General features: G+C 52.1%; 19 protein-coding genes. 7 read left to right on the forward strand and 12 right to left on the reverse strand.

Annotated elements, in window-relative coordinates; genetic code table 11:
• Positions 1-47: 47 nt before the first annotated feature.
• A complete protein-coding gene (locus ACAN54_RS10240) occupies positions 48-2,705 on the reverse strand; it encodes an adenosylcobalamin-dependent ribonucleoside-diphosphate reductase (protein WP_379153663.1) in 2,658 nt (885 codons plus the stop codon).
• Between the two features lie 482 nt (positions 2,706-3,187).
• On the opposite strand from ACAN54_RS10240, the gene ACAN54_RS10245 reads away from it, so the two are divergent.
• The 3 genes from ACAN54_RS10245 to ACAN54_RS10255 all read left to right on the forward strand — a co-directional run bounded on the left by ACAN54_RS10245 (position 3,188) and on the right by ACAN54_RS10255 (position 7,223).
• Complete coding sequence (locus ACAN54_RS10245; RefSeq protein WP_379153665.1) at positions 3,188-4,933, forward strand: DEAD/DEAH box helicase; 1,746 nt, start codon at positions 3,188-3,190, stop codon at positions 4,931-4,933.
• Positions 4,930-6,006 (forward strand): YqhG family protein, encoded by a 1,077-nt coding sequence (locus tag ACAN54_RS10250; RefSeq protein WP_379153667.1) that lies wholly within the window; start codon positions 4,930-4,932, stop codon positions 6,004-6,006. The genes ACAN54_RS10245 and ACAN54_RS10250 overlap by 4 nt, the downstream gene beginning before the upstream one ends.
• Positions 6,007-6,143: 137 nt before the next feature.
• Positions 6,144-7,223, forward strand: a complete 1,080-nt coding sequence (locus ACAN54_RS10255; RefSeq protein ID WP_379153669.1) for a hypothetical protein — start codon at positions 6,144-6,146, stop codon at positions 7,221-7,223.
• A 157-nt stretch (positions 7,224-7,380) separates the two neighbouring features.
• Here the strand turns inward: ACAN54_RS10255 and ACAN54_RS10260 are convergent, their stop codons facing one another.
• Positions 7,381-7,569 carry a YqzE family protein gene (locus ACAN54_RS10260; protein WP_379153671.1) on the reverse strand — a complete coding sequence of 63 codons (189 nt, stop codon included), beginning with the start codon at positions 7,567-7,569 and terminating at the stop codon, positions 7,381-7,383.
• Between the two features lie 189 nt (positions 7,570-7,758).
• Between ACAN54_RS10260 and ACAN54_RS10265 the strand changes: the two genes are divergently transcribed.
• Positions 7,759-8,538, forward strand: a complete 780-nt coding sequence (locus ACAN54_RS10265; protein ID WP_379153673.1) for an N-acetylmuramoyl-L-alanine amidase — start codon at positions 7,759-7,761, stop codon at positions 8,536-8,538.
• On the opposite strand, the gene ACAN54_RS10270 is transcribed toward ACAN54_RS10265, so the two are convergent.
• The 3 genes from ACAN54_RS10270 to ACAN54_RS10280 all read right to left on the reverse strand — a co-directional run bounded on the left by ACAN54_RS10270 (position 8,525) and on the right by ACAN54_RS10280 (position 11,208).
• Positions 8,525-9,451 (reverse strand): divergent polysaccharide deacetylase family protein, encoded by a 927-nt coding sequence (locus tag ACAN54_RS10270; protein WP_379153675.1) that lies wholly within the window; start codon positions 9,449-9,451, stop codon positions 8,525-8,527. The two genes, ACAN54_RS10265 and ACAN54_RS10270, sit on opposite strands and share 14 nt — an antisense overlap.
• 87 nt (positions 9,452-9,538) lie before the next feature.
• Positions 9,539-10,642 carry a glycerol dehydrogenase gene (locus ACAN54_RS10275; protein WP_379153677.1) on the reverse strand — a complete coding sequence of 368 codons (1,104 nt, stop codon included), beginning with the start codon at positions 10,640-10,642 and terminating at the stop codon, positions 9,539-9,541.
• A gap of 110 nt (positions 10,643-10,752) precedes the next feature.
• Entirely contained in the window at positions 10,753-11,208 is a 456-nt protein-coding gene (locus ACAN54_RS10280; protein ID WP_379153680.1) for a MerR family transcriptional regulator, read from the reverse strand.
• Positions 11,209-11,404: 196 nt separating this feature from the next.
• Between ACAN54_RS10280 and ACAN54_RS10285 the strand changes: the two genes are divergently transcribed.
• Positions 11,405-12,274: an SDR family NAD(P)-dependent oxidoreductase gene (locus ACAN54_RS10285; RefSeq protein ID WP_379153682.1), complete on the forward strand. Its 870-nt coding sequence runs from the start codon at positions 11,405-11,407 to the stop codon at positions 12,272-12,274.
• A gap of 24 nt (positions 12,275-12,298) precedes the next feature.
• On the forward strand, positions 12,299-12,571 hold the full coding sequence (locus ACAN54_RS10290) for a hypothetical protein (RefSeq protein WP_379153684.1): 273 nt from the start codon (positions 12,299-12,301) through the stop codon (positions 12,569-12,571).
• A gap of 79 nt (positions 12,572-12,650) precedes the next feature.
• Here the strand turns inward: ACAN54_RS10290 and ACAN54_RS10295 are convergent, their stop codons facing one another.
• Positions 12,651-13,574, reverse strand: coding sequence for a hypothetical protein (locus tag ACAN54_RS10295; protein WP_379153686.1), 924 nt, complete (start codon positions 13,572-13,574; stop codon positions 12,651-12,653).
• Positions 13,575-13,835: 261 nt separating this feature from the next.
• Between ACAN54_RS10295 and ACAN54_RS10300 the strand changes: the two genes are divergently transcribed.
• The gene (locus ACAN54_RS10300) at positions 13,836-14,681 is read left to right on the forward strand and encodes a YihY/virulence factor BrkB family protein (RefSeq protein ID WP_379153688.1); all 846 of its coding nucleotides are present in this window, start codon (positions 13,836-13,838) and stop codon (positions 14,679-14,681) included.
• Between the two features lie 8 nt (positions 14,682-14,689).
• On the opposite strand, the gene ACAN54_RS10305 is transcribed toward ACAN54_RS10300, so the two are convergent.
• The 6 genes from ACAN54_RS10305 to ACAN54_RS10330 all read right to left on the reverse strand — a co-directional run bounded on the left by ACAN54_RS10305 (position 14,690) and on the right by ACAN54_RS10330 (position 23,239).
• Complete coding sequence (locus ACAN54_RS10305; protein WP_379153690.1) at positions 14,690-16,102, reverse strand: FAD-dependent oxidoreductase; 1,413 nt, start codon at positions 16,100-16,102, stop codon at positions 14,690-14,692.
• Positions 16,103-16,117: 15 nt separating this feature from the next.
• A complete protein-coding gene (locus ACAN54_RS10310; RefSeq protein ID WP_379153692.1) occupies positions 16,118-17,659 on the reverse strand; it encodes an extracellular solute-binding protein in 1,542 nt (513 codons plus the stop codon).
• Between the two features lie 37 nt (positions 17,660-17,696).
• Complete coding sequence (locus ACAN54_RS10315) at positions 17,697-18,572, reverse strand: carbohydrate ABC transporter permease (RefSeq protein WP_379153694.1); 876 nt, start codon at positions 18,570-18,572, stop codon at positions 17,697-17,699.
• Between the two features lie 22 nt (positions 18,573-18,594).
• Positions 18,595-19,455: an ABC transporter permease gene (locus tag ACAN54_RS10320; protein WP_379154205.1), complete on the reverse strand. Its 861-nt coding sequence runs from the start codon at positions 19,453-19,455 to the stop codon at positions 18,595-18,597.
• Between the two features lie 216 nt (positions 19,456-19,671).
• The gene (locus tag ACAN54_RS10325; protein WP_379153696.1) at positions 19,672-21,519 is read right to left on the reverse strand and encodes a cache domain-containing sensor histidine kinase; all 1,848 of its coding nucleotides are present in this window, start codon (positions 21,517-21,519) and stop codon (positions 19,672-19,674) included.
• Between the two features lie 55 nt (positions 21,520-21,574).
• A complete protein-coding gene (locus tag ACAN54_RS10330; RefSeq protein ID WP_379153698.1) occupies positions 21,575-23,239 on the reverse strand; it encodes a response regulator transcription factor in 1,665 nt (554 codons plus the stop codon).
• Between the last annotated feature and the right edge of the window lie 68 nt (positions 23,240-23,307).

The raw sequence follows: 23,307 nt of genomic DNA on the forward strand, positions 1-23,307 counted from the left end.
TTCATGATCCATCACACTTTGTGATTTTTTCACCTAAGCTCTTAATCTTAACCACACCGGCTATATCCGCAATTGCTGCAGGTTTTGCAGCCCTCGATATTAACCAGCGAGGCGCTGCCGCAGGATGGGCAGAGGTCGCGGGATGCGGTGGTGTGGCTGTGTGCTCCGTGACCGCCGTGACCATCGTCCGTGGAAGCTGCCGCTGGCACGCTTGAATTCAATTCTGCATTCAAAGCTTCATTGAAATCAAGCTCCAGGGTAGCCGCGATTGGAGCGGGCACATGGTCGTCAAGGGCATTGTTCTGCACATGAGTCTCCAGAGCTTTGGCTACCGCGTCAGCGATGGATTCAACGCGGTTCGCTCCGAAGCCAATGGCACCCGAGCCGCCGATGCCCTTGAGATGCTTAATCAGCAGCTCAACCTTCTCGCCGTGGTCTCCGTAACGGAGGAACAGCGAGCAGACACGGCCCAGTGCTTCGGCCATAGCGAAGACGTCGGAGCCTGCTTTGCCGACATTCAGGAAGATTTCGGCCGGAATGCCATCCAGGTCGTTGATAGTGATATAAGCCATGCCGAATGGCGTGTTAATCTTATAGGTAGCGCCGCGCAGAACTTGCGGGCGTTTTTTGTATTGTTTGTCTCCGCTGCCTGCGGTGCTGGCTTGCGGTGCCGGAGATGCTGCTACAACTGCGCTGGCTGTTACAGCCTGTGCTGCCTGTTCCACTGCCGGAGCTGCGGCTTCTGCTACTGGAGCTTCCTTTTTGTCTTCCTTCTTCGCCGTTTCCAGGATCTGTACGTCACGGCTGCCATCACGGTAGATCGTTACGCCTTTGCAGCCCAGATCGAAGGCCATTTCGTACAGCTCTGCCGTTTCCTCAACGGTGAAGTCGGACGGGCAGTTCGCTGTCTTAGAGATCGAACTGTCTACCCAGCGCTGAATTGCGGCCTGTGCACGAATATGATCCTTCGCAGACAGATCCATCGAAGTTACGAAGTAGTCCGGAAGGTCTTCACCCGGATGAGCTTCCAGCCATTCCTGGGCAATCGGTACGAACTGTTCGTCGTATCCCAGACGGCTCTGACGGAAATATTTGAAGGCGAAATACGGCTCAATACCAGTCGATGTGCCAACCATGGTTCCAGTGCTGCCTGTAGGTGCCTGAGTGATCACGGTAACATTGCGCATACCGTGCTTGCGGATCGATTCACCGACTTCAGGGTAGGCTTCAGTGATATTCTTCATGAATCCGCTGAGCAGATATTTTTCTGTATCAAAGGCCTGGAACGAACCCTTCTCACCAGCAATACCGGATGAGGCCAGGTACGCTTCGCGTGCCATGAAACCGTAGAGCTTGTCCAGGAACTCCAGGGATTCCGGGCTTCCGTAACGGATGTTTAGCTTGATCATCAGCTCGGCCAGACCCATGGTGCCCAGACCTACGCGGCGTTCCAGCTTCTGGTTCGCTTCATTCTCAGGGAAGTGGTAAGGCGTTTTGTCGATAACATTGTCCAGGAAACGTACGGAATAGCGGGTGGTTGTTGCCAGATCCGCCCAATCTACATCATGATTCTCCGCATCATAGAACTTGGAGAGGTTGATGGCCGACAGATTGCATACACCCCAGCCCGGCAGACCTTGCTCACCGCATGGATTGGTGCAGATAATCGGATTGAAGTACCAGCTGTTGGACATCTGGTTGTAGTATTCCATGAATACGACACCCGGCTCCGCCGATTTCCAGGCCGATTCAATAATGGTGTGCCATACCTCGCGCGCCTTGACTGTACGGTAAGGAATCACGGCCCGGCCATCGGCCTTCCATTTATCCAGATCCCCATCCCAGACAGTATCGTAATCCGGATCAGTCGTATCCGGGAACACTAGCTCCCAGTCCAGATCTTCCTTTACTGCTTTCATAAAAGAGTTGCTCACGCATACCGACAGGTTGGCGTTGGTCACCTGGCCCATCGTCTGCTTCACGGTGATGAAATCGACCACATCCGGGTGCCAGTCATTAATCATCAGCATCAGCGCACCGCGGCGGCTTCCGCCCTGTTCGATTAATCCAGTCGTGTAGCTGAACAGTCCGCCCCAGGATACAGAACCGCTCGATGAGCCATTAACGCCTCTAACGATAGCACGGCGCGGACGAAGCGAGGACAGGTTGATGCCGACACCGCCGCCACGGGCCATGATCTCAGTCATTTCGGACAACGTCTGCATGATGCCTCCGCGGCTGTCTTTTGGCGAAGGAACGACATAACAGTTGAACAGGGTCAGTTCTTCACTTGCCCCGGCACCTGCGGCAATACGTCCGCCCGGAACGAGCTTCCAGTCATCCAGAATGGAGCGGAATTTGCCTGTCCATTCTTCCTGAAGCTCAGGGGTTTTCTCTACCGAAGCCATGGCTGAAGCGAGCCGGTCCCACATTTCCTCAGGAGTCTTCTCTATGTTAAGTGTTAATTTTTCCACATCCGACTGTACAAGTTCGCCGCTGCGCGTCTTTACGGTTACCACACGGCCGCTACGTTCAACAATCTCCCCGACTTCCTTGGTTGGGAACTTCGGATCGTCTTTGGTCAGCACGAGCACAACGTCGCCTACCTTGGCATTGTTGTTGTCCGCATCCTTCCAGGCATAACGGTCCAAAAATATTTTTTCACTCAGACCTTCAAGACGCTGTTTGCGTTCCACTGTACTCAATAGAAAAACCTCCCGGATATTGTGATATGTAAAACTCTCCAAGTGGAAACGGCTTCGCCATCCTTTTGCGGGACGGAATCCGTTTCAGCGAGAAATATAAGGATGATGTATAGCGTGAACCATATAAATCCTTATATTTCAACCCGAACTTCGGCGGATGGACTGCACCAGACTTGCACGCAGCAACTTTCCCTTGTCAATAAAAAATAACCGAAAAACGCCCGGATTAATCAAACTTTCAAGCATTTGTAACAATATATTGTGTCAATCAGCTTTTCAACTATACCACATATTGTGTAGAAGGTCTTTTTCGAAAATAGGAGCCTCTCAGCGAAATATCGGCAAAAGATGGCACATTTACTCCCGCTTGCTCGCTATTTTACAGCATCGGACCGAAAATAGCAGGTTATGAATTCTCTCTTTTAAGAGCATACTACTGCTACACATTTCGCTATGAACCAAGCACCGGAGGAGGCTGCAACATGACGCAATTATTCCGTAACCCGTTACCCGAAAAGGATCTGGCCCACGAAACGCTGCTGCCTGTCCCTCTGTCATTCGACCGGAACTGGCTGGATGATCTGGAGTCGAGGCTGGAGAAAGGCGGACCTTGGGGAAATTGGAGGCTGTCCCGGTTAGCCATTCAAGGTGAAAAATCAGGGCTTGTAACCAGCTTTGATGAGCTGCAGTGCATGAAGCATCTGTCCGGTCTGTCCCCTCTCCCCCACCAGCTCGATACCGCTCATAAAGTACTGTTCCAAATGTCCGGACGCGCCATTCTCGCCGATGAGGTCGGACTTGGCAAGACCATTGAAGCAGGGCTCGTGCTGAAGGAATATCTGGTTCGGGGACTTGTGACCAAGGTCCTCATTCTTGTACCAGCTTCACTGGTGCTTCAATGGGTGCGTGAGTTGAATACCAAATTCGGTATATCTGCTATTGCCCAAAAAAAGACCTACTCCTGGGACAACCATATCGTTGTCGCCTCTATGGATACCGCCAAGCGGGACCCGCACAAGGAACTGCTGCTGAATCAAGAATACGACATGCTCATTATCGATGAAGCCCATAAACTCAAGAACAAGAAATCAACCAATTATCTCTTCGTCCAGCAGCTGCGCAAAAAATACTGCCTTCTGCTCACTGCCACACCGGTACAGAATGATCTCGGCGAGCTGTTCAATCTGATCACACTGCTAAAGCCGGGCCAGCTTGGTAATCAGGGGGATTTTGCCACCAATTTCGTGGTAGACAAGCGCCAGCCGAAGAACGAGGTTCAACTGCGGGGCGAGCTATCCAAAGTCATGATCCGCAACCGCCGCGGCGAAGGCCCGGTGACTTTCACGAAGCGAAAAGTAAAGAATATACCGCTCACGCTCTCACCGGAGGAAAAAGTATTATATGACGGAGTTACGGCCTTTGTCAAAGACCAGTATCAGGAATCGGGCGGCAATCTCAGCAGCATGCTCTCTCTGGTTACGCTGCAGCGCGAGGTGTGCAGCAGCCGGGATGCTGTTTTTATAACCCTGGTCAACCTGATCAAGAAGCTCCCGGCCGACTCGCCAAAACGCGAGCGGATGATGGAGCTGCTCCAGATCCTCCGCACCGTCAAAACGAATACAAAAGCGGAGAAAACCATGGAGCTGATCCGGGAAATGAACGAGAAGGTGATCGTCTTCACTGAATACCGGGCTACTCAGGAGTACCTGCTTCAATACTTCCGGGATCACGGTCTCCAGTGTGTAACTTACTCCGGCGGCATGAACCGGGGCAAAAAAGACTGGATGATGGACTTATTCCGCGGCCGCGCCCAGGTGATGATTGCCACCGAAGCCGGCGGCGAGGGCATCAACCTGCAGTTCTGCCACCATATGATCAATTTCGATCTGCCCTGGAACCCGATGCGGGTGGAGCAGCGGATTGGCCGGGTGCACCGGCTGGGGCAGGAGAATGATGTGGTGATCTACAATCTTTCAACTGAAGGCACCATTGAGGAGCATATTCTCCATCTGCTGCATGAGAAGATCAATATGTTCGAGATGGTCATCGGAGGACTGGACGTCATTCTGGAACGCTTCGAGAAGAAGGAATCACTGGAAAAAAGCCTGTATAAGATCATGCTCGAAGCCCGCAGCGACGAGGAGCTGCGCAGCGGGCTGGACCATATCGGTGAATCGCTAAGCGAGCTGACCCATGGGGTTCAAGGCGAAAGCGAGGCCGGGGCATGACACTCACGCCACAGGAAGTGCGCAAGCAAGTCATGGATTATCTGGAGGCTACAGAGTGCTCAATGATCGAAGTGTCACCCTTGCATGTGACGGTGAAGCTCTCACCTCGCGCGGACCGCATGCTCACGGAGCGGCCTTATTATTGGGGGTTCGTCGAGCGGACGGGCGCCCCGCCGGAAACACTGTCGTTCACTTTCGTCTTCGATCCGGAGAAGTACGATCATCTGGCGGCAGCCGCGCAGGCAGCACCGCCAGTAAGACAGCCGCGCGGAGCGGGAGACCGCACAGCCGCGGCGGGACTGCCGGCCGGAGCGGGCGCGGCCGGGATAGAAGCCGGCGCGGAGCTAAGCGCCGGCTCAGGGATCGGCCCGGCGGCTGGAGCACCGCCGGGGGGTACAGCTGATCCGCAGGACAGCATCCTTTCCCGCTTCTTCGGGTTCGTTCCGCCGCTCCCCCGGATCGGCCCGGGGATGATCAGGCGCGAGGACGTCACCTACGGCAGCAAGCGCCTGGGACAGATCTGGTCAGCTGCCCGGGAGGAAGGCAAATGCCTGCAGCTGTTTGAGGATCCCGGTGGCAGGCAGCGCTTAACCTTGCTCTCGGCTGCCTATGAACCGTGGCTCGCCGTCTGCTACAAGGTGGAGATGAGCTGTGATTTGAAGCGCGAGGAGCTGCATTTCATTGGTGTCTCGCTCACCTCGGGGCTTATTGTCCCTGATTTCGAGGCCAAGCTGGGATCACGTGAATTAACGCCGCGCTTGCCGGAGAATATTCACATTCAACCATCTGAGCTGAACATTGCTGCTGGGGCAGACCGGCTGGAGGGTTATCTGACTTCAAAGCTGGCGCTGCTGGATTACACCTGGGCCGAAGAAGCACGTGAACGGCTGCAGTTGGAACTAAGTATAGTGGATATCTATTACGAGGAGCTGCTCAAGGAGCTGGATGAAGAGAAACGGCTGGCGATCCTTGAGCAGTACAACCGCCGGCGTAAGGAGACCACCTGGCAGTATGAGCCGCAGATTGCAGTATCTGCCGTGACCTATGGCCTGTTCCATCTGCGCAGCACATAAGATGCGACCCTGCTCGCTAAAAGCAGGCAAAAAAACAGTGGAATTCCCGCACACCAGAGCGACAGCAAGCAACAGCCTTTTCAGAGCTTGTCCTCTACAATAAATTCAGTACATCAGTGAAGAAAGGTGAACGCCAAATGAAGATAAAAGCTAGGCAGAAGGACGCTCCCGGACACCGCGGGCGCCTTCTCCTCTGCCTGTGCCTGGGGATAATGCTGTTCTCGGCCAGCTCTGCATTCCCTTCGGAGCTGTCAGCCACAGGAACCCAGGTAACTGTCACGCAAGCAGTCTCCACAACCAATTGGCCTTTAGTTGCGATGAAACCCGTTACCTCACCGGAATCCCTGCAGGATTTCGCAAGTACGACTATTCGAAAGCTGTCCGCCGATCCTCCCTTCACCAGCTGGAGCAACGCCGGGACTGAGTATTTCCCCCTTGGACCGGGAACCCATAGCTGGCTGGTTAACGTGATGAGTGGAGAGCAGCGAATCGGTTATTTGATTATCACCGCTGCAGAACAAGGCGGTTACATGCTCAGCGAATATGGAGCCGGCAGCTACGGCCTCCCCTACAGCTTGCAGGATCTGCGCCAGTATCTGGTGCAGCAGGAACTTATCCCAGTCCATTATTCCGGAAAGATTGAACTCACTGCGCTCTACGCCCCCCTGCTGCCCGTATGGAAATTAACAATAGACAGTAAGATCATGTATATTAATGCATCCTTGTTACAGGTTCTGCCTTGGAGTTCCAGCCATGCAGATGCTGTTCTACATGGCAATACTGCCGGAAGCAGAACAATATCCAGCCTGGATATTGACCGTTCTCCTCTTCCTGTCTACCGGACCGAAGGGCAGGATGATCCGTATGCTGACTTATTATGGCTGTCGGCACCACCACTACCTACACTTGGCGTGGACCAGCTCACTCTGACTCTGGCCTCAGGCAGCAGTCTTGCCTTCCAGTCCCGGGGCCGGAATGACGTATATGGGGCTCCCTTTATGGTTACCGGCTTTCAGCGCTGGCGACCTGCCGCCGGGAGCAATCCGGCTAACGGAAGCTCTGGCATTCTATACGCCGCTTCCGGCCCGGACGGCAAACGGTATCTCCCCCTTGACATGCTTCAGCACAGCGGAACCTTGCACAAGCTTCCCTCTTCGGGAAGTGCTGCACTAGGGGTCGCCTCTGTTGCAGCACAAGCAGTTCCGGCCTCTAAATAAGTTTAGTGCCGCGATGCACTGCAAAGAACCTTCCCTTGTCTGGAATAGGCATAGGAAGGTTCTTTGCTTTAACGTATGTTATATAAGGCTGAAACGTATTTTCCTTCAGTGTCTCTTAGTGTTGAATCCATTTCAGTGAATAAAGCCGCGCCTGGCTTTATTTCCTGCTGCTGCGCGTCCACTTGCTGCGCCACATGGACCAGCCAAGCGGGAGCATACCGAACCATTTTTCCGCCCAGGGCTGTTTCTCAGCCTTTCTGCGTTCCCTGCTGGCCCGCGGATCTTCCATATAGACGACTACCTTCTCCGTAATATACTTCACCAGATCATCACCCCCGGAAGCCATACGGTTCACCTCCTGTTTCCCTGAACCGGGAATTCCTATGTCTCTGCCACAAGCTCCATGCTGCTAGTCTGCTCCAAAAGGCCCTGTGTTAAACCTTTTGTACGTTTTTCCGTATAGCCTTGACTGCTGTGGCACAATCTATCAAAGTATCCATCCCCATGACCCGTCCCGGATAAGGAGGTTATTCCCTTGAGAAGCTCATATCACTTGAAAATTCTGCCGAGAACAGGCGACTATCTGACACAGACACGGCGTGTATGGCTGCTTTTGACGTATGCCGGTCTACTGATGTCACTATTTACAGGAACGGCTGCGGGAGCGCGACCGGCCCTAATAGAACCTTCACAGGTCGGCGGGAAGCCGGAACGTCATCAAATGCTGGGCCACGACCAGCGGATCATTCTAATTGACGCGGGACACGGGGGGATTGATGGCGGCACCTCGCATGGCAACATTCTGGAAAAGGATATTACGCTGGCGATATCCCGCCGTCTGTTCCTGCTGCTGCGCAGTGATGGCTTTGACGCCATTCTGAACCGGACCGGAGATTATGCGCCCAGTGACGAGAACCGCTGGCTGCGCAGCTCCTCCCGGCATTTGCGTGATCTGGCGCAGCGCAAAGAGCTGGCCGAGACCCTGCCGGCAAACGTAGTCGTCAGTATTCACATCAACTGGGCTCCATCTCCGGCGAAGCAAGGCCCGCTGGTGCTGTATCGCCAGGAAGGCCGCAGCTTCCTGCTCGCAAGATCCATTCAAGACCATTTGAACCAGCTTTACGATGTTAAGAAAGCGCCTAGGGCCGGCAGACCCTTTTATCTGCTCAACAAAATAACCGCCACAACGGTTATCGTTGAGGCGGGATTCATTAGTAATGCAGACGACAGGGCCAAGCTGTGCAGCCCGAAAGGACAGGAGGACATTGCCGAAGCCATCGCTGGCGGCATTGCCGCCTATCTTATGGAAGTGTGAGACTGGAATTCCATTTCCACTGGTCCTTGACCAGATCGGAGATGCCTACAAATTCAACACTATCTTTCAGTTCAGCAATGCCGCTGCGGATGCCTGCAGCGGTTTCTTTTCCCTGAATGCCGACATGTCCGATGGTGACACAATACTTTTGATTCACTGCCCTTTCCTGCACCAGCCGCATTTGCTTGGCCACATGTTCAGAGGTATGAACATCATCCAGAAAAATGTGATTTTCTACCGGTGGAAGCCCCATCTCCCTGGCCATTCTCCCGGCAATCGAACGGTAGTTGGTATGGCTGTCGACAAAGAACAGCCCCCGCTCCTTGCATACACTCAGGATAATGCCCATCACCCGCTCATCACCGGTCACTTTGGAGCCCATGTGGTTATTCACCCCGATGGCAAATGGAACATTATCCAGTGCTGCCTCTACCCGCTGGCGGACCTCCGTATCACTCATCCGTGTCAGTACGGCTCCCGGCCCCAGCCATTCCGGCTTGCCTTTGTTCGGTTCCATGGGCAAATGCACTAACACATCGAGACCCCGGTCATGGGCACGCCTCGCGTCCCTCTCTGATGTCGGAAGAAACGGCATAACCGCCACTGTAAACTTAACCGGAAGCTTGAACATTTCGTCCGTCCCCCGCAACCCGTTGCCAAAATCATCAATAATGATCGCTACACGGCTATGCCCAGAAACATTCTCTGCCGGCTGAGCATGTGTATTTCCGGCACCACTAGGTGGAACGGGATTCGTCAGCAGAAAGCTTGAGCGTTCCTGCCCCCTGTACTGGTCTTGGACGGCTTCCTTGCCGTGAGCAAGCGGCACATCGAAGCACTGGCCAGTTAGTATCACTACAGAAGCAATAAGACATATCATAGTGCCTTTAACCAAACGATAGCCTTTATTCATCAGGAAATCCTCCTTCGAGTTCTACAACCATTGTTCTCATTGTTTGGAACCCGGAGGATAAATATGTACAGAACAGCTACGCAATTATTAACAATCCCCAGCCAGGGCTTGCTGTCCACGCCGATCTGCTGCAAAAATAGCATTCAGTACCTGCTGCGTAGTCACAGTAAAAGGCATATTGCCCATCGGTCCGTCTTCTGCACAGCTGGCTTCAGCAGCATTCATAAGCCGCTCCCTCGTTATACCGGACAACCCCAGTTGACTTAGGGTTAAGGGCAGGCCCGCCATCCGGCAAAATGAGATTACCTCAAGAACCTCTTCTTCCGGTGCCTCCTCAAGCATCAGCTGCACGAGCGTTGTGAACGCAACCTTCTCCCCATGCAGCACATGCCGGCATTCCTCCAGTATCGTAAGCCCATTATGGATAGCATGCGCTGCAGCTAATCCGCCGCTCTCAAAACCGATGCCGCTGAGATAAATATTGGCTTCCACAATGAATCCAAGAGCCTCAGAGCCGATACCTTCCCGGCAATCCCGAAGCGCTTCTGCCCCATAGGCCAGCAGAGTATCACGGCAAGCACCCGCCAGAGCGAAGGCAGCAATGGTGCCTTTTCCTCCCGCCTCAGTAACCGCGCCTGAGCGCCGGCAGGCTCTGGCTTCATAATAAGTCGACAGAGCATCGCCCATACCTGCAGCGAGCAGCCTGGCCGGAGCCTTGGCGATGATATCCACATCGGCAACCACCACATCCGGACTGCGCCGCAAGTGCAGATAATGGTCCAATTGCCCATCCTCCGAATACAGTACAGACAAGGCGCTGCAGGGCGCATCCGTGGAGGCAACTGTTGGCACGAGGACCATAGGCAATCCAGCATAGTGGCTGACCGCTTTTGCCGTATCCAGAGTTTTCCCGCCACCGATGCCGACAATCACACTAATGCCCGCATCAAGTCCGGCTATAATCTGATTAACTTGCGCCATGGAACACTCTCCCCGGAATTCACGCTGGACCAAAGGGAGCTGAGCCCGATCGAAACCGTCTGCAATCTCCTGCCCGTATACAGAAAGAATATAGGGATCTATGATCGCATAAGCCCCTTTGGCTTCCAGCTGTAAGCAATGGAGTCCAAGCTGCGCGAGTTCGCCTTTCCCCTGAATATATTTTGACGGAGAACAAACCAGTTGTGTCATAAGTAACTCCTCCCATAAACGTAATCATACTCATTCCTATCATTCTAAGCAGACTGTCCGAATCCGGCAATGAAAAAAGCCCCAACCTGTGGGCTGGAGCCTGCTGCATATTATCGTATGGTCCTGCGCACAGGCATTTTCTTCTGATCTCCGGTCAATTCACATTCCTGCGGCCCAAGAAAATCCTGGTCCATTTTGCTGTCAATCAGATCTACAATCTGTTGCAAGGATGCGATCTGATCCAATATTTTCTGCTTATGATTCCGTATCATTGCATGCAATTCCGGGTATTCAGACAAATTGGAATCCAGTGACAGGTCCAGGTAAGGACGCATATCATCCAGTGACATCCCTGTTTTTTTGAGGCATGTGATCAGCTTCATGGTCTCAATATCGTTGTCGCTGTAGATACGGTGGCTGTTTCCCTTACGCTGCGCCCGGGGCAGCAATCCAATTTTCTCGTAATACCGTATTGTATCCTCCGTAATCCCTGTAAGCTCCGAGGTTTGTTTAATGGAATAACTTTGCAGTAGATCTACGCTGGAGTTCGCACCAGATTCGCTCATAGGATCACCTTCCACGGTTATTTTTCACTGTGTCTCTTCATTGTATAACCTGGAGTCAGCTCCAAGTCAACCTTGGTTTTGCGTGAAATCCCCTGCTTGACTTGGAGTCGGCTCCAAGTTATACACTAAGCGCATGAACCGCCAGACCTGCAACTCCGTTACGCAGACTGGGACTAACATCAAAGGAGAATGACAAATGACTACAGGACAACAGTATCGCGGAACAGCGCTTATCACAGGTGCGAACAACGGCATTGGACTTGAATTGACCCGCAAAATGCTGGGTGAAGGCTGGCAGATCATCGCCTTGATCCGTTCAAATTATCCAACGGACGATACATTAATCAGCAGGGCAGTGAAATGCGGACAGCTTCGGATCTACAAAGCCGACCTGAGTGATTTCACCGCACTGAGACATGCCTTGAATGAGATCAAAGCTAGAGAGCAGAAGATCGATCTGCTGTTCAACAATGCGGGCGGCAGCTTTCCCGAGCTAAGTAACTCCAGACAAGGGCGTGAAATGCATTTCGATCTCCAGACTGTGGCGCCGTATTTGATTACGATGGAGCTCAAAGAGCTTCTACAAAAAGGACAAATAAAAACTGTAGTCAACACTTCATCTAATGCGTTTATGACCATGAAGCAATTTGACCCGGATATGCTAGAGCATCCCACTGCATTTAAAAAGCTATTCGGTCCGTATGCAACCTCCAAGCTGGCCCTCTCGCTCTGGACCCGGGAGCTTGCGCCCCAGCTCGCAGCAGAAGGCATCCTGATCCGCAGCGCAGATCCGGGAGGGAATAATACCATTAGAAGCGGCAAAAAATCAGGCTTGCCCTTCTGGCTGAAGCCGATCATGAAGCTCTTCTTCCACCATCCCAGCCATGGCGCCGGACTGCTATACAATGCAGCCTTAGGCCAGCACAGCAAACTGGCGGGAGTATTTCTTATCAAGGACCAGATCACCGAGCTGAAGTTCGCTGCCCACAGCGCTGCCGTTCTAGCGAAGGTCCAGACCATATATGAGCAGGAATTCGCCGAATCAGGCAGTGTCCCTTCTTCGTGAGGAGGGACAGAGGAGCTGTCGTTAATGTTACTAGTACGGCGGATAGCGCGGCATAACCGCACCTTTTTCGGCCATACTGCGTCTAACAACGGCATTTCTACCGTTATTGTAACCAATTTCGTGCATGGTGCGGTTAACAACGGCATTTCTGCCGTTGTTGGTGCTACTTTCGCGCACGGTGCGGTTAACAACGGTATTTCTGCCGTTGTTGGTGCTACTTTCGCGCACGGTGCGGTTAACAACGGCATTTCTGCCGTTGTTGGAGCCGCTTCCGTGCATGGAGCGGTTAACATATAGTCACTGCCGCAGAAGGTCCGTTGTCATCCAGATATTAGATGACAATCACCCTCTTCTCCACATTCACTCTGTTCTTCTGCTAAAAACGTCCAAACGAGCGCAGCAGTAGCATATTCTCAATCACGATATGCGTCTTCCACCAGTTTTCACTGATGGCGAACTCCCGCTCGAAGGCGCCCCAGCTCCAGGTCAAATTCCAGATACCTTCCTCATTTCTTGTCTGAAGAAGATAGTCCAGCTCCTCATGAAGAAGAGCGGCATTGCCAGCATAACCCGGGCTTTCCGGTGATTTGATAAACACCGAGGGTCTGCAGCTGTAGCCGCTCCACTCTCCCGCTTCCCGCTTAATTAATACTGTGATTTGCTCCAATACAGCTTCCTGAAGCTGAGTATAGGGCAATTGTTCCTGCAACCCCGCCTCCGAGATACACTCGAGGAGTGTAACGACACATTTAAGCGGATGCATCTCTAGACCAGAGTCCATAAGGAAATTTGTACTCAATTCCCTGGCAATATCCATCCCTTGATGATAAAGCCTGCTGCTTCTGTCCGCATACTTCAGGATGAATCCGGCCAAAATGGCTGTTGGATTGAACATACTGTGGGCCGTACTATTCGAGATTGTATGCCACCATGGCGCATGCGGATAATGGTTGTTGGACTCAACCACATTCCTCCACGTATTCCCCTCCATCTCAGCTCCACTATCCAGATAACGTAGAATACCTTGAATCACTGGATGCGATCCATCCTCATAATGAATCTCCAGCAGTTTCTCCACGGCATTAGCTGTCTGAATCGGCGTGGAGCATGGGTTCCACGAATCTGCCTCCAGTGCATGAGCGAACCCGCCATCCTCATTCTGATAAGCCGATAACGCAACAAGCACAGCGTCTGCAGTCCCTTCCTCGAAGTGAAACTTCCATCTTGCCAGGTCAACCAGCCGGGCATTGCGGTACACCCAGTTACGGATCTTTTTGAAATCCGGTTCCATTAAATTCATCCTCATTCTCCTTTGGCTCAAGCTCTTCACATGAACATCTTCTGCACCTGCCTGTATTTAACCCGACTATACTTTTAAATACTATGATATCCTTCATTACGGGGATCAAAAATTAAAAATAGAATACTCTGGGAAAATATCAGGATTCCGGTTTTAGGATAAACTGAACGTTCTCTCCCGCCTCACCTGCTGATTCCAGGCCGGGAAGTTGAGTTAAATATATGCGATAAGCATATTATAGGATAAGCAGAGGAGGGACTTATGAAGAACACTACCGCCGGAAGAGCCTTTTCCTTTTCCAAACAGCTGTATCAAAAGATAAAACTAGATGATGTTCAGGGGATTAGCGCACAACTTACTTACTATTTAATCCTATCCTTCTTCCCTTTTCTGATCTTCATTATGACGCTGATTGGGTATGCCCATATCTCGGTGGAGGACAAAATCCGTGATCTGGAACAGATCATGCCTGCCGAGGCGATCTCTATTATTGAGGAAATTCTAAAGGATGTAGCCGATGGCCGAAGCCAAGCCTTGTTGTCCTTTGGGATGCTGGCCACCTTATGGGCCGCATCCAAGGGGATCAACGCGATTATTAAAGGCCTTAACCGCGCTTATGATATTGAGGAGAGCAGGGTATTCTGGGAAGTGCGCGGTATTGCCTTTCTGGCCACGCTATTTATCGGGTTTGTGGTGCTGCTCAGCATTTTGCTGCTGGTACTTGGCTCCTGGCTCAAAACACAGGTCTTCCTGCTGGTCGATCTGCCTTACGGCTTTCAGAAAATATGGGACTTGCTGCAATATGCCGTTCCACTGTTCATCATGTTCATTGTCTTCACCCTGCTATACTGGATTGCCCCCAGCCGCAGGCTCACACTGAAAGAGGTTATGCCCGGCGCGATGTTTGCCACCATCGGCTGGATCATAACCTCTACCCTCTTCTCCATCTATGTCAACCAGTTCAGCAGTTTCACTGAGACCTATGGCAGCCTCGGTGGAGTCATGGTTCTGCTGATCTGGCTGTACATCAGCTCCATCATCATCCTGGCTGGCGGTGAGATCAACGCCATTCTAATGAACCGCAAGCTCAAGCGATCCATCAAGTGAACTTATCCTTAATGGTAAAGAGCCCCGCCGCTGTCTCCTATACTCTTGATTGTCGCCGCTCCAGTCGCCTTATCTTCTGCTTCCGTGAGCGGCAGATACGCCCCTTCCTCCCTTAACCGTCTGCGGAGGGAAACCGTGTCTACAGTATGGACGTCAGGCAGGGGTTGCAAAGAAGCCATGGCAGCAGCAATCCCGGCAGCCTCACCCATTGCCAGACAGACAGGCATGACTCTAACGCTGCCCTGCACTTCGCGTACGCACGAAATGGAGCGTCCGGCTACCAGCACATTTTTGAGCGAACGGGGGGTCAGACACCGGTAGGGAATCCCATGGGACTCCCCGGGACCATATCGCTTAATCACTTCCTGCTTGCCTCCGGCCTGTTTCTCCTCCTTCTCGGTTCCGTGAATATCAATGAAATAGCTGTTACGGCATATTTCATCGGCGAAGCTGCGGCGGTTGACGTAATCATCCACACTAAGTACATAATCTCCGGTAATTCTCCGTGTCTCCCTCACGCCCATCAATGATCCCGTATTAGCTACGTATGAGTTCCCGAAGGAGGCTGGCTGATATTCAGCAAGGGCATCCCTGTAGGCTGCAGCCAGCTTACGTCCCTGCATCAGTGCCTCCGATATGGACATAACATCTGTATTGTCCACGTCCCACAAATGTCCTGCATTGAAACCAACCGTTCGGGGTGCAATGATATTGTTACAGATATGCGCATCCGGGATCAGCGGATATTGGCCAGAGCTGAGGATATCATAAATCGGACTGGTTTTGTTATTGTTATGGAGCATCGGTCCATGGAGGTACGCATACTCATCCACATTGCCCAGTGTGAAGCAGTGTGTAGCTGGCATCAGCTCACCAGTATCCGTATCCCCTTTCAAATACTCCGCTCCCGCCCATGCGGCAACATCCGCATCACCTGTACAGTCAATATACACCTTGGCCTTCAAGGCCTGAAGTCCGCTTTTGCTGGCTGTAATCAGAGCTGTAACATTGCCATCCTCATCTGTATCTACCGCTCCCAGCTGTGTCATGAACTGAACTGTTGCCCCCGCCCCTTGGACCAGCTCATCGTAGACAACCTTCAGCTTCTCAGGCTCAATAGGCACCCAATCCATGGCATCCTTATTTACATGCGGCATCTTCGCCTTCAACGTTTCAAATACTTTCATCGCAAGGCCTCTATAGATGATCGATTCCATGTCAGAGAATGGACACCACGCCGGCACAAGTCCCGAGGTTCCCATTCCCCCAAGGCTGCTAGTGGCTTCAATCAACAGTGTCTTCGCCCCTTCACGCGCCGCAGCCGCAGCCGCAGTACAACCGGATGGACCTCCGCCGACAACAATGACATCCCAGGAATCCTGGAGCGGAATTTCGTTATTCCGCATTCTGTAGCTGTTCATGCGCTTCCCTCCTGACTATTTCTTCACGGATGCATACCACTCATTGACTTCCTTGGCACTGGCTTCTCCGCCGGCGGCATTGTATTTCTCTACGAATGCGGCCACTGCATCGGCAGATTCCTCACCAACTATTACTTTTACAGCAAAATCATTGATCATCTGATTCAGAGATGCGTTGTTCTTGGAATACTCCGGCAAGGACGGAGCCATTGCCAGCGGATCAGAGATCCGGAATTCCGCAGGAATTTCCTTGTTCAGGAAGGTGAAGCCTGCGAACAAACGCGGGTCTTTCTGCACACGGGCCTGCCAGTAGACGGGATACAGCTTTTCATCAATTCCGGTCAGAAAATTGCTCGCCAGTCCGCGTTCATCCGTAAACAGCGGCAGAATCGGGCTATACACCCCATCTTTGTAAGTGAAATGCTTGCCTTCCTCGCCAATCGCGATCAGCTTGAAGGTATCTTTGTCCAGCTTGGCATTGATCCACTTGATGGCGTCCTCCGGGTGCTTCGAGGATTTCGGAATAAAGGTCAGCCGGTCAAAGCCGCCACTCATCCCTATACCCGCTTGCCCATCCTTCCCCTTCAACGCCGGAACATAAGCATATTTGGCATCCGGAAAGTTCTTGGTCAGGGCATCTGCAATGCCCGGAATGTCATACCAGGCAAGCGGGATCACGCCGACCCGGCCGCTGGTGAACTTTTCCTTCAGCGTAGCGTCTTTATTCACTGCAAATTCTTTGTCCAGCAGTCCTTGCTTATACAGGTCAGCCATATAGCTCAGATAGTCTTTAAACCCCGGATGCACGGGTGTCGCAACCAGTTTACCATCTACTACATTCCAGCTCGTGGCGATGCCGAAAGCTCCGGTCACATTAACCATCGTAGCCATTGCGCCGTCAATGGAGAGCGGAGCGCCTTTATCACCGTTGCCCCCCGGATCTTTGTCCTTAAAAGCCTTCAGGACGGAGGTTAATTCATCCAGGGTTGTAGGCATTTTGAGGCCGAGCTTATCCAGCCAATCTGTGCGGATCATCAGACTGCTGCCGGCAAACTCGGAGGCCCGGTTCGGAATGGCATATATTTTACCGTCCACCTTCATAGCTTCAAAGGATTCGGGGGAGATCGAGGCTTTGATATTCTCGCCATACTTGTCAATCAGCGGGGTCAGATCGACAAGCGCACCCATCTTGGCATAATCTGTGTAGACTGCTTTTTCGCCCGAGATGGTAATGACATCGTAAGGCTCCGCGGAGGAGATCAGCAGATTCAGCTTATCCATGGCCTTATCGGCCGGCAGCATCTCGTATTTGACCTTGTAGCCGGTTTTCTCTTCCACCACCTTGGCGAGCGTGTACGTGTTGTAATCATCCTTCGACCATAAATTAAGTGTCTTCAGCTCCGGCTTCGCCCCGCTCTCCGTTTGCGTGCCAGCCGTTTGCTCCGCTGCACTTCCCGCTGCCCCTTCTTTGTTCATGTTACCGGAAGAACCACAACCGGCTATCGATGCCACGAGCCCTGCAGACAGCAACAGTGTCAGCCATTTTCTATTTAGCATATGAAATAAACCTCCCCATAAGTTCTGCAATCTCAGTTCAGCCCTTTACCGAGCCAATCAGCACGCCTTTGATAAAATACTTCTGCATAAAAGGATATACGAGCAATATCGGCACCGTAGATGCGACCACTGTTGCTGCGCGGATGCCTTCCGGAGACATATTCATGAGATCGTCTACGCTTTTGTTCGTAAGATTCGCACTGTTTGCGTCCATCACCACATCCTGCAGATACAATTGCAGTGTCTTCAGTGCGGTGTCATTAATGTAGATCATCGGGCCAAAATAATCGTTCCAATATCCAACGGCGTAGAACAGCGCAATCGTGGCAATCACCGGCATACTAAGCGGAAGGATGATCCGGAACAAAATCGTGTAAGTCTTCGCTCCGTCAATCCGTGCGGATTCCTCAAGGGCTTCAGGCAGGCTCTCATAGTAGCTTTTGATCACCAGCATATTGAATACGCTAATCATTCCGGGAAGAATCAGCACCCACAGATTATTGACCAGATGCAGCTGGCGCATCAGCAGATAATTGGGAATGAGTCCGCCGCTGAACAGCATCGTGAAGATGAACAGCACCATAATGAAGGAAATGCCGGGCAGATTGCGTTTGGATAGCGGATAAGCGGTAAGTGCCGTCATAAGGATGGAGATTAGCGTGCCGACAGCGGTAACACCGACGGAGATACAGAAGGCCCGAATGAACAGGGATGAGGAAATGACCTGCATCAGGGTGTCGAGTTGGAACCCTACAGGCAGAATGCCGACTTTGCCGGAGGTAATTGCCCACTCTTCGCTGACCGATTTGGAGAAGACACTCGCCAGGGGCAGCAGCATAATGAGTCCGATGGCAATCAGGAATAGATACACTCCGGTATCCAGTAAAAAATCCCCTTTGGTCCGTTTTGTCATGGTTGTCCTGCTCCTTTCCTCCTCACCAGATCCCGCGCTTCAGCAGCTTGCGGCTGAGATAATTGCCGGAGACAATGAGGATAAAACCTACTACGGAGTTGAATAATCCGACTGCTGTACTGAAGCTGTAGTCCATTTTGCCAAGACCGATCCGGTATACAAAGGTACCGATAACATCTGCCGTCTCGTAGACCACCGGATTGTACATGGTGAGAATCTGTTCGGTCCCGGCATCCAGCACGGAGCCCAGACGGAGAATGAACATCAGCACTACCGTAGGCAGAATCCCCGGAAGCGAGATATGCAGCATTCTGCGGATCCGGCCTGCCCCGTCGATGGAAGCGGCTTCATATTGCTCCTGATCAATCCCGGCAATGGCGGCAATGAAGACGATGGCATTCCAGCCTACCTCCTTCCACCCGGCAGTGAAGACCACCAGGCTACGGAAATACTGGTTGCTGACAAAGAAACTGACCGGCTCTCCGCCGAACCACTGAATGATATTGTTGACGAGCCCCCCGGAAGTGGAGAGAATCGTCACGAACAATCCCGATATAATAACCCATGACAGAAAATGCGGAAGATAGATAATCGTCTGGATCGTCCGTTTGAAAAACATCAGCCGGACCTCATTCAACACCAGGGCGATGACGATCGGAACGGGAAACAGCAATACGATCTTATACACACTGATCAGCAGCGTGTTTGTGAACACCTGTCCGAACTCATCGGACTGGACCAGCTTGTGGAACTGCTCCATCCCCACCCATTCACTGCCTCGGATGCCGTCAAAAATATTAAAGTCCTGAAAGGCAATCAGCACGCCATATAAAGGCGTATATTTGAAGAGCAGCAGAAACAAAAGTCCGGGTAGCAGCAGCATATAATAATCCCTGTTTCTCCAGGCTAACCTCCATTTGCTGGCGGACCTGCTTCGGGCCGCGGCGGCTCTGCTCTTCGGGTTCAACTCCGTGGCACCTGCACCCAAGTTCAATCACCTCCATTTGCTTGTGAGTTGATTATACTGAGGAAGGGGGCCCAGCTAGTAGAGGGTAATCTGATTATTTCTGGTCTCTCGCGACTGTAAATGCAGATGCGTTTATTCCGCCCGGGTTGCTTTGACAGTAACGGTTACGGCAGTGCCCTTTCCAGGCTGGGTATGGATAGACAGACCATAACGGTTCCCTGCAAAATAACGGATTCTTTCATGTACATTGTATAATCCGAACGACCCTTCCAATCCATCCGCCCGTTGCCCAGAGGCAGGTTCGTGCAGCAGCCAGTTAGCCTGTTCAGGATCCATACCGATACCGTCATCTTTAACAATCAGCACAACATCGCCATTCTCCAGACTCGCCGAGATTTCTATCGTTCCCTGCTTGTTTTTCGTCTTGCGGATGCCATGCAGCAGCGCATTCTCCACCAGCGGCTGTAGTGTCAATTTGGGGATGATATATGGCATGAGCCCAGACTCCGCCTGGATAGAGAACGTGAACGTAGACGGAAAACGGTTCTGCTGGATCTCCAGGAATACCCGGGCCAGCTCTAATTCATCGGCAATGGTGACATTATCACGGCCCTTGTTCAGGCTTAGACGGAAGTACTGTGCCAGCGCTTCGATCATTTCGCTGGTGTCCTCCGCATCATGGGAGATGGCCGACCAATTGATCATATCCAGGGCATTGTAGAGAAAATGCGGATTAATCTGTGCCTGCAGCGTCCTCAGCTGGGCTTCCCGTTCTTGTATCTTCGCCTGATAAGACTCTTCCATCAGGTTGTTGACCTTATGGATCAGATGGTCAACGCTGCGTTCCAGCAGCCGGAAATCCCCGTCCGGCAAGGACCGGCGATCCTCCAGCCAGCCGATGCCCTCCTTGCGAATCATCCGCAGGATCATCTTCACCCGGCCCTGCATGCTTTGGATCATGAACATCAGCAGCACAAACACCAGAACAAGAAACATCACTGTAATTCCTGCCAGGGTGGCAATACTGGTGAATTGGCTGAGCGCCGTAGCACGGTGCGAAATCTCTGCTTCCGATACCTGTGCCACCAGCTTCCAGCCTGTCGTACCAATAGTGGTGTATACCACATTCACGTTGTCGCGGCCAATAGTTCTTTGGATAATGCCTTCTTCGGAATGGCCGATCTCGTTAAGCAATTTTCCAGGAAGAGGATTCACAGCTTCCCCCGAGCCTGCCTCTGCATCCCTATCCCCACCCTGATCCGGTTCATCTGTTCCATAGATCAGCTTACCGGCTCCGTCCAGGAGGAAGGGTGTATATTGATCCGAGAAATGAAGCTCCGATACAATCTCCTGCACCACGGTTTCGGATATATCCATCACCAGAATCCCGACAATTTCCTCGTAGTCCCGCGGATTACGCAGCAGGCGGGCGGCTGAGAAAATATTCTTTTCGCCAAAATCGTTATAAACTTCCGGATATATCCCCGTCCAGACAATCCCCCCGCCAGCTTCCTTCACAGCTTCATACCAGGGGTACTTATTCATATCCGTTAACGGATACAGATTAATCCGGTCTCCACCATATATCCTGGAAGCTTCGGCAAAAAACCGCAGACGGAAAATATCCTGATTCTCCTGGGCAGTTTCGGCCAGATTACGCAGCTCCTTGATCTGTCCCAGCTGGTCGGTTATCTTATCTTTTTGCAGCAGGTTGTCATACAGAATCTGGTTCATGAAAACAGAATTGCTGCTGTCGCGGATATGGTTCAGCTTATAGGACAGGTTCATGCCCGCTTGCTTCAGCGTAAGCTGCATCGTCCGGGTCACCTCTTTCTCCAGCATGTCATTGGAGCGCTGATAGAAGGAGCCCAGCATAATGGAAACGGGTAGAAGAATGAGCAGGACATAAGCAAATAGCCATTTTCTCGCAGCAAGTATCCCCTGACTTAAACCGGTAAGATATGCCCAGAACTTTGTCATCGTGTAGCCCTCCCGGTCTGCCCGGTTTGTACCAGCATGATTTCAGACGCCATACTCATTTATGCAGCTCCCTGAATGCACTTGGTGTACTTCCGGTCATTTTTTTGAACAGCTTGCTAAAGTGGCTGGGATCGGTATAGCCCACCGCATAACAGACCTCGTATAACTTATTCTGTGGATTCTTCAGCAATTCTTTGGCCTGTTCAATCCGCACTTTGGTTAGATATTCAAATAAGGTTTCTCCAGTTTCCTGCTTGAACAGCAGCCGGACATAGGTAGGGCTGAGATATACGCCTCCGGCGATGTCGGCTGCGCTTAGATTCTCCGCATATCTCTGCCTGATCAGCACGCGCACCCGTTCAATAACGTCACTGGACTTTCCACTGCGCTTCAAAAGAGAGTACTCACATACCTCCTGCAGATATTCAGCGGTATACTGGAGCAAATCCCGCATCGTTTCCTGGCGCATGACCTGCTTCCAGGCCTCCATTTCCTTCTGCTCCCACTCTTCTGTCATCCCGTTCAGCTCAAGCATGACCTGCCCGGACTGCAGGATCAGGTGCAGACTGACGTTCTGGGCGTAACGGGAACCATGCCGGCGATTCTGGGCCAGCTGCGCAAAAATACACTCCAGCTCACTCAATGTCCGCTCTGAGTCCCCCGATCTCAATGCCGAGAGCACCCGTTCACCCCACTCCGCTTCGTACCGGTACTGCAGATAATCACCGGTCTCCAGCTTATCCATAGTCAGGATACGGTTTTTGCCCAGATACCATTTCTGGTCAGCCGCACCTCTTGCCTGCTTATAGGACGACGGCAGCTCCGACAGACTGCTCACTCCCTCGCCCACCCCGATGGTCACGCTGAGCTTCAGCCATTGCCGCAGATTGCTGCGAATGGATTCCGCCAGTAAGAGCAGCTCCTGCTCTGGGGACTGATCCTCCTCAAGCTCCTCAGTCTCCTCAGTCTCATCGGTATCCCCTTTCTTCAGCTCCGGTGTAAGCAGAATCCCTACATATTCTCCGGGCTGCTTCTCAAAGGTGATGCCCCTCATCTGTTTGTCGATTAATTCCTGAATAATATTCAGCACCGTATAGGACAACAGTTGCTTGTCCTGTTCACTCCGGGTATCCATTACTTGCGGTACGTCATCAATCATAATAACCATGATGATGTAATCGCTTGCAGATAACAGCGGCAAATCCAGGAACTCCAGCTTCTCCCGGATATGTGCCGGATGGATGCTGTCGCTGATGACGGACAGAAGAAACTTCTCGCGCAGCAGCGGCAGGCTCTGCGCCAGTTTCACCTGCATCTCTTTCACCCGGCTTCGTTCCCGGGCTTCTGCATCAAGCGACTCTGTAACTTTGCCCATAACAGCGGCAAGCTCTTTGCGGCGTATGGGCTTCAGAAGGTAATCTACCGCATGGATTTGAAGTGCAGACCGCAAATAATCGGCGTCATTATGACCGCTAATGAACACAATCTTGGCGAAAGGCAGCACGGTGCGCACCTCCGCTGCCATCCGGATTCCATCCATTGCCGGCATTTGCACGTCCGTCAATACGATATCCGGTTTCAGCTCCTTGATCAGCTCGAGTCCCGCATCCCCATCATCCGCTGTTCCAATAAGCTCAATTCCCTGCGCTGCCCAGTTCACATAGTTCCGTAGACCGTTCAGTACAGACGGCTCATCATCCACTATGACCAGTGTTTTCATTGAAATGTTCCTTTCTGTTCCCGTTAGTTATCCTGTCAGTTTCCTAAAAAAAGTAAAACGCCCAGTCT

The sequence above is a fragment of the Paenibacillus diazotrophicus genome, assembly GCF_042610465.1.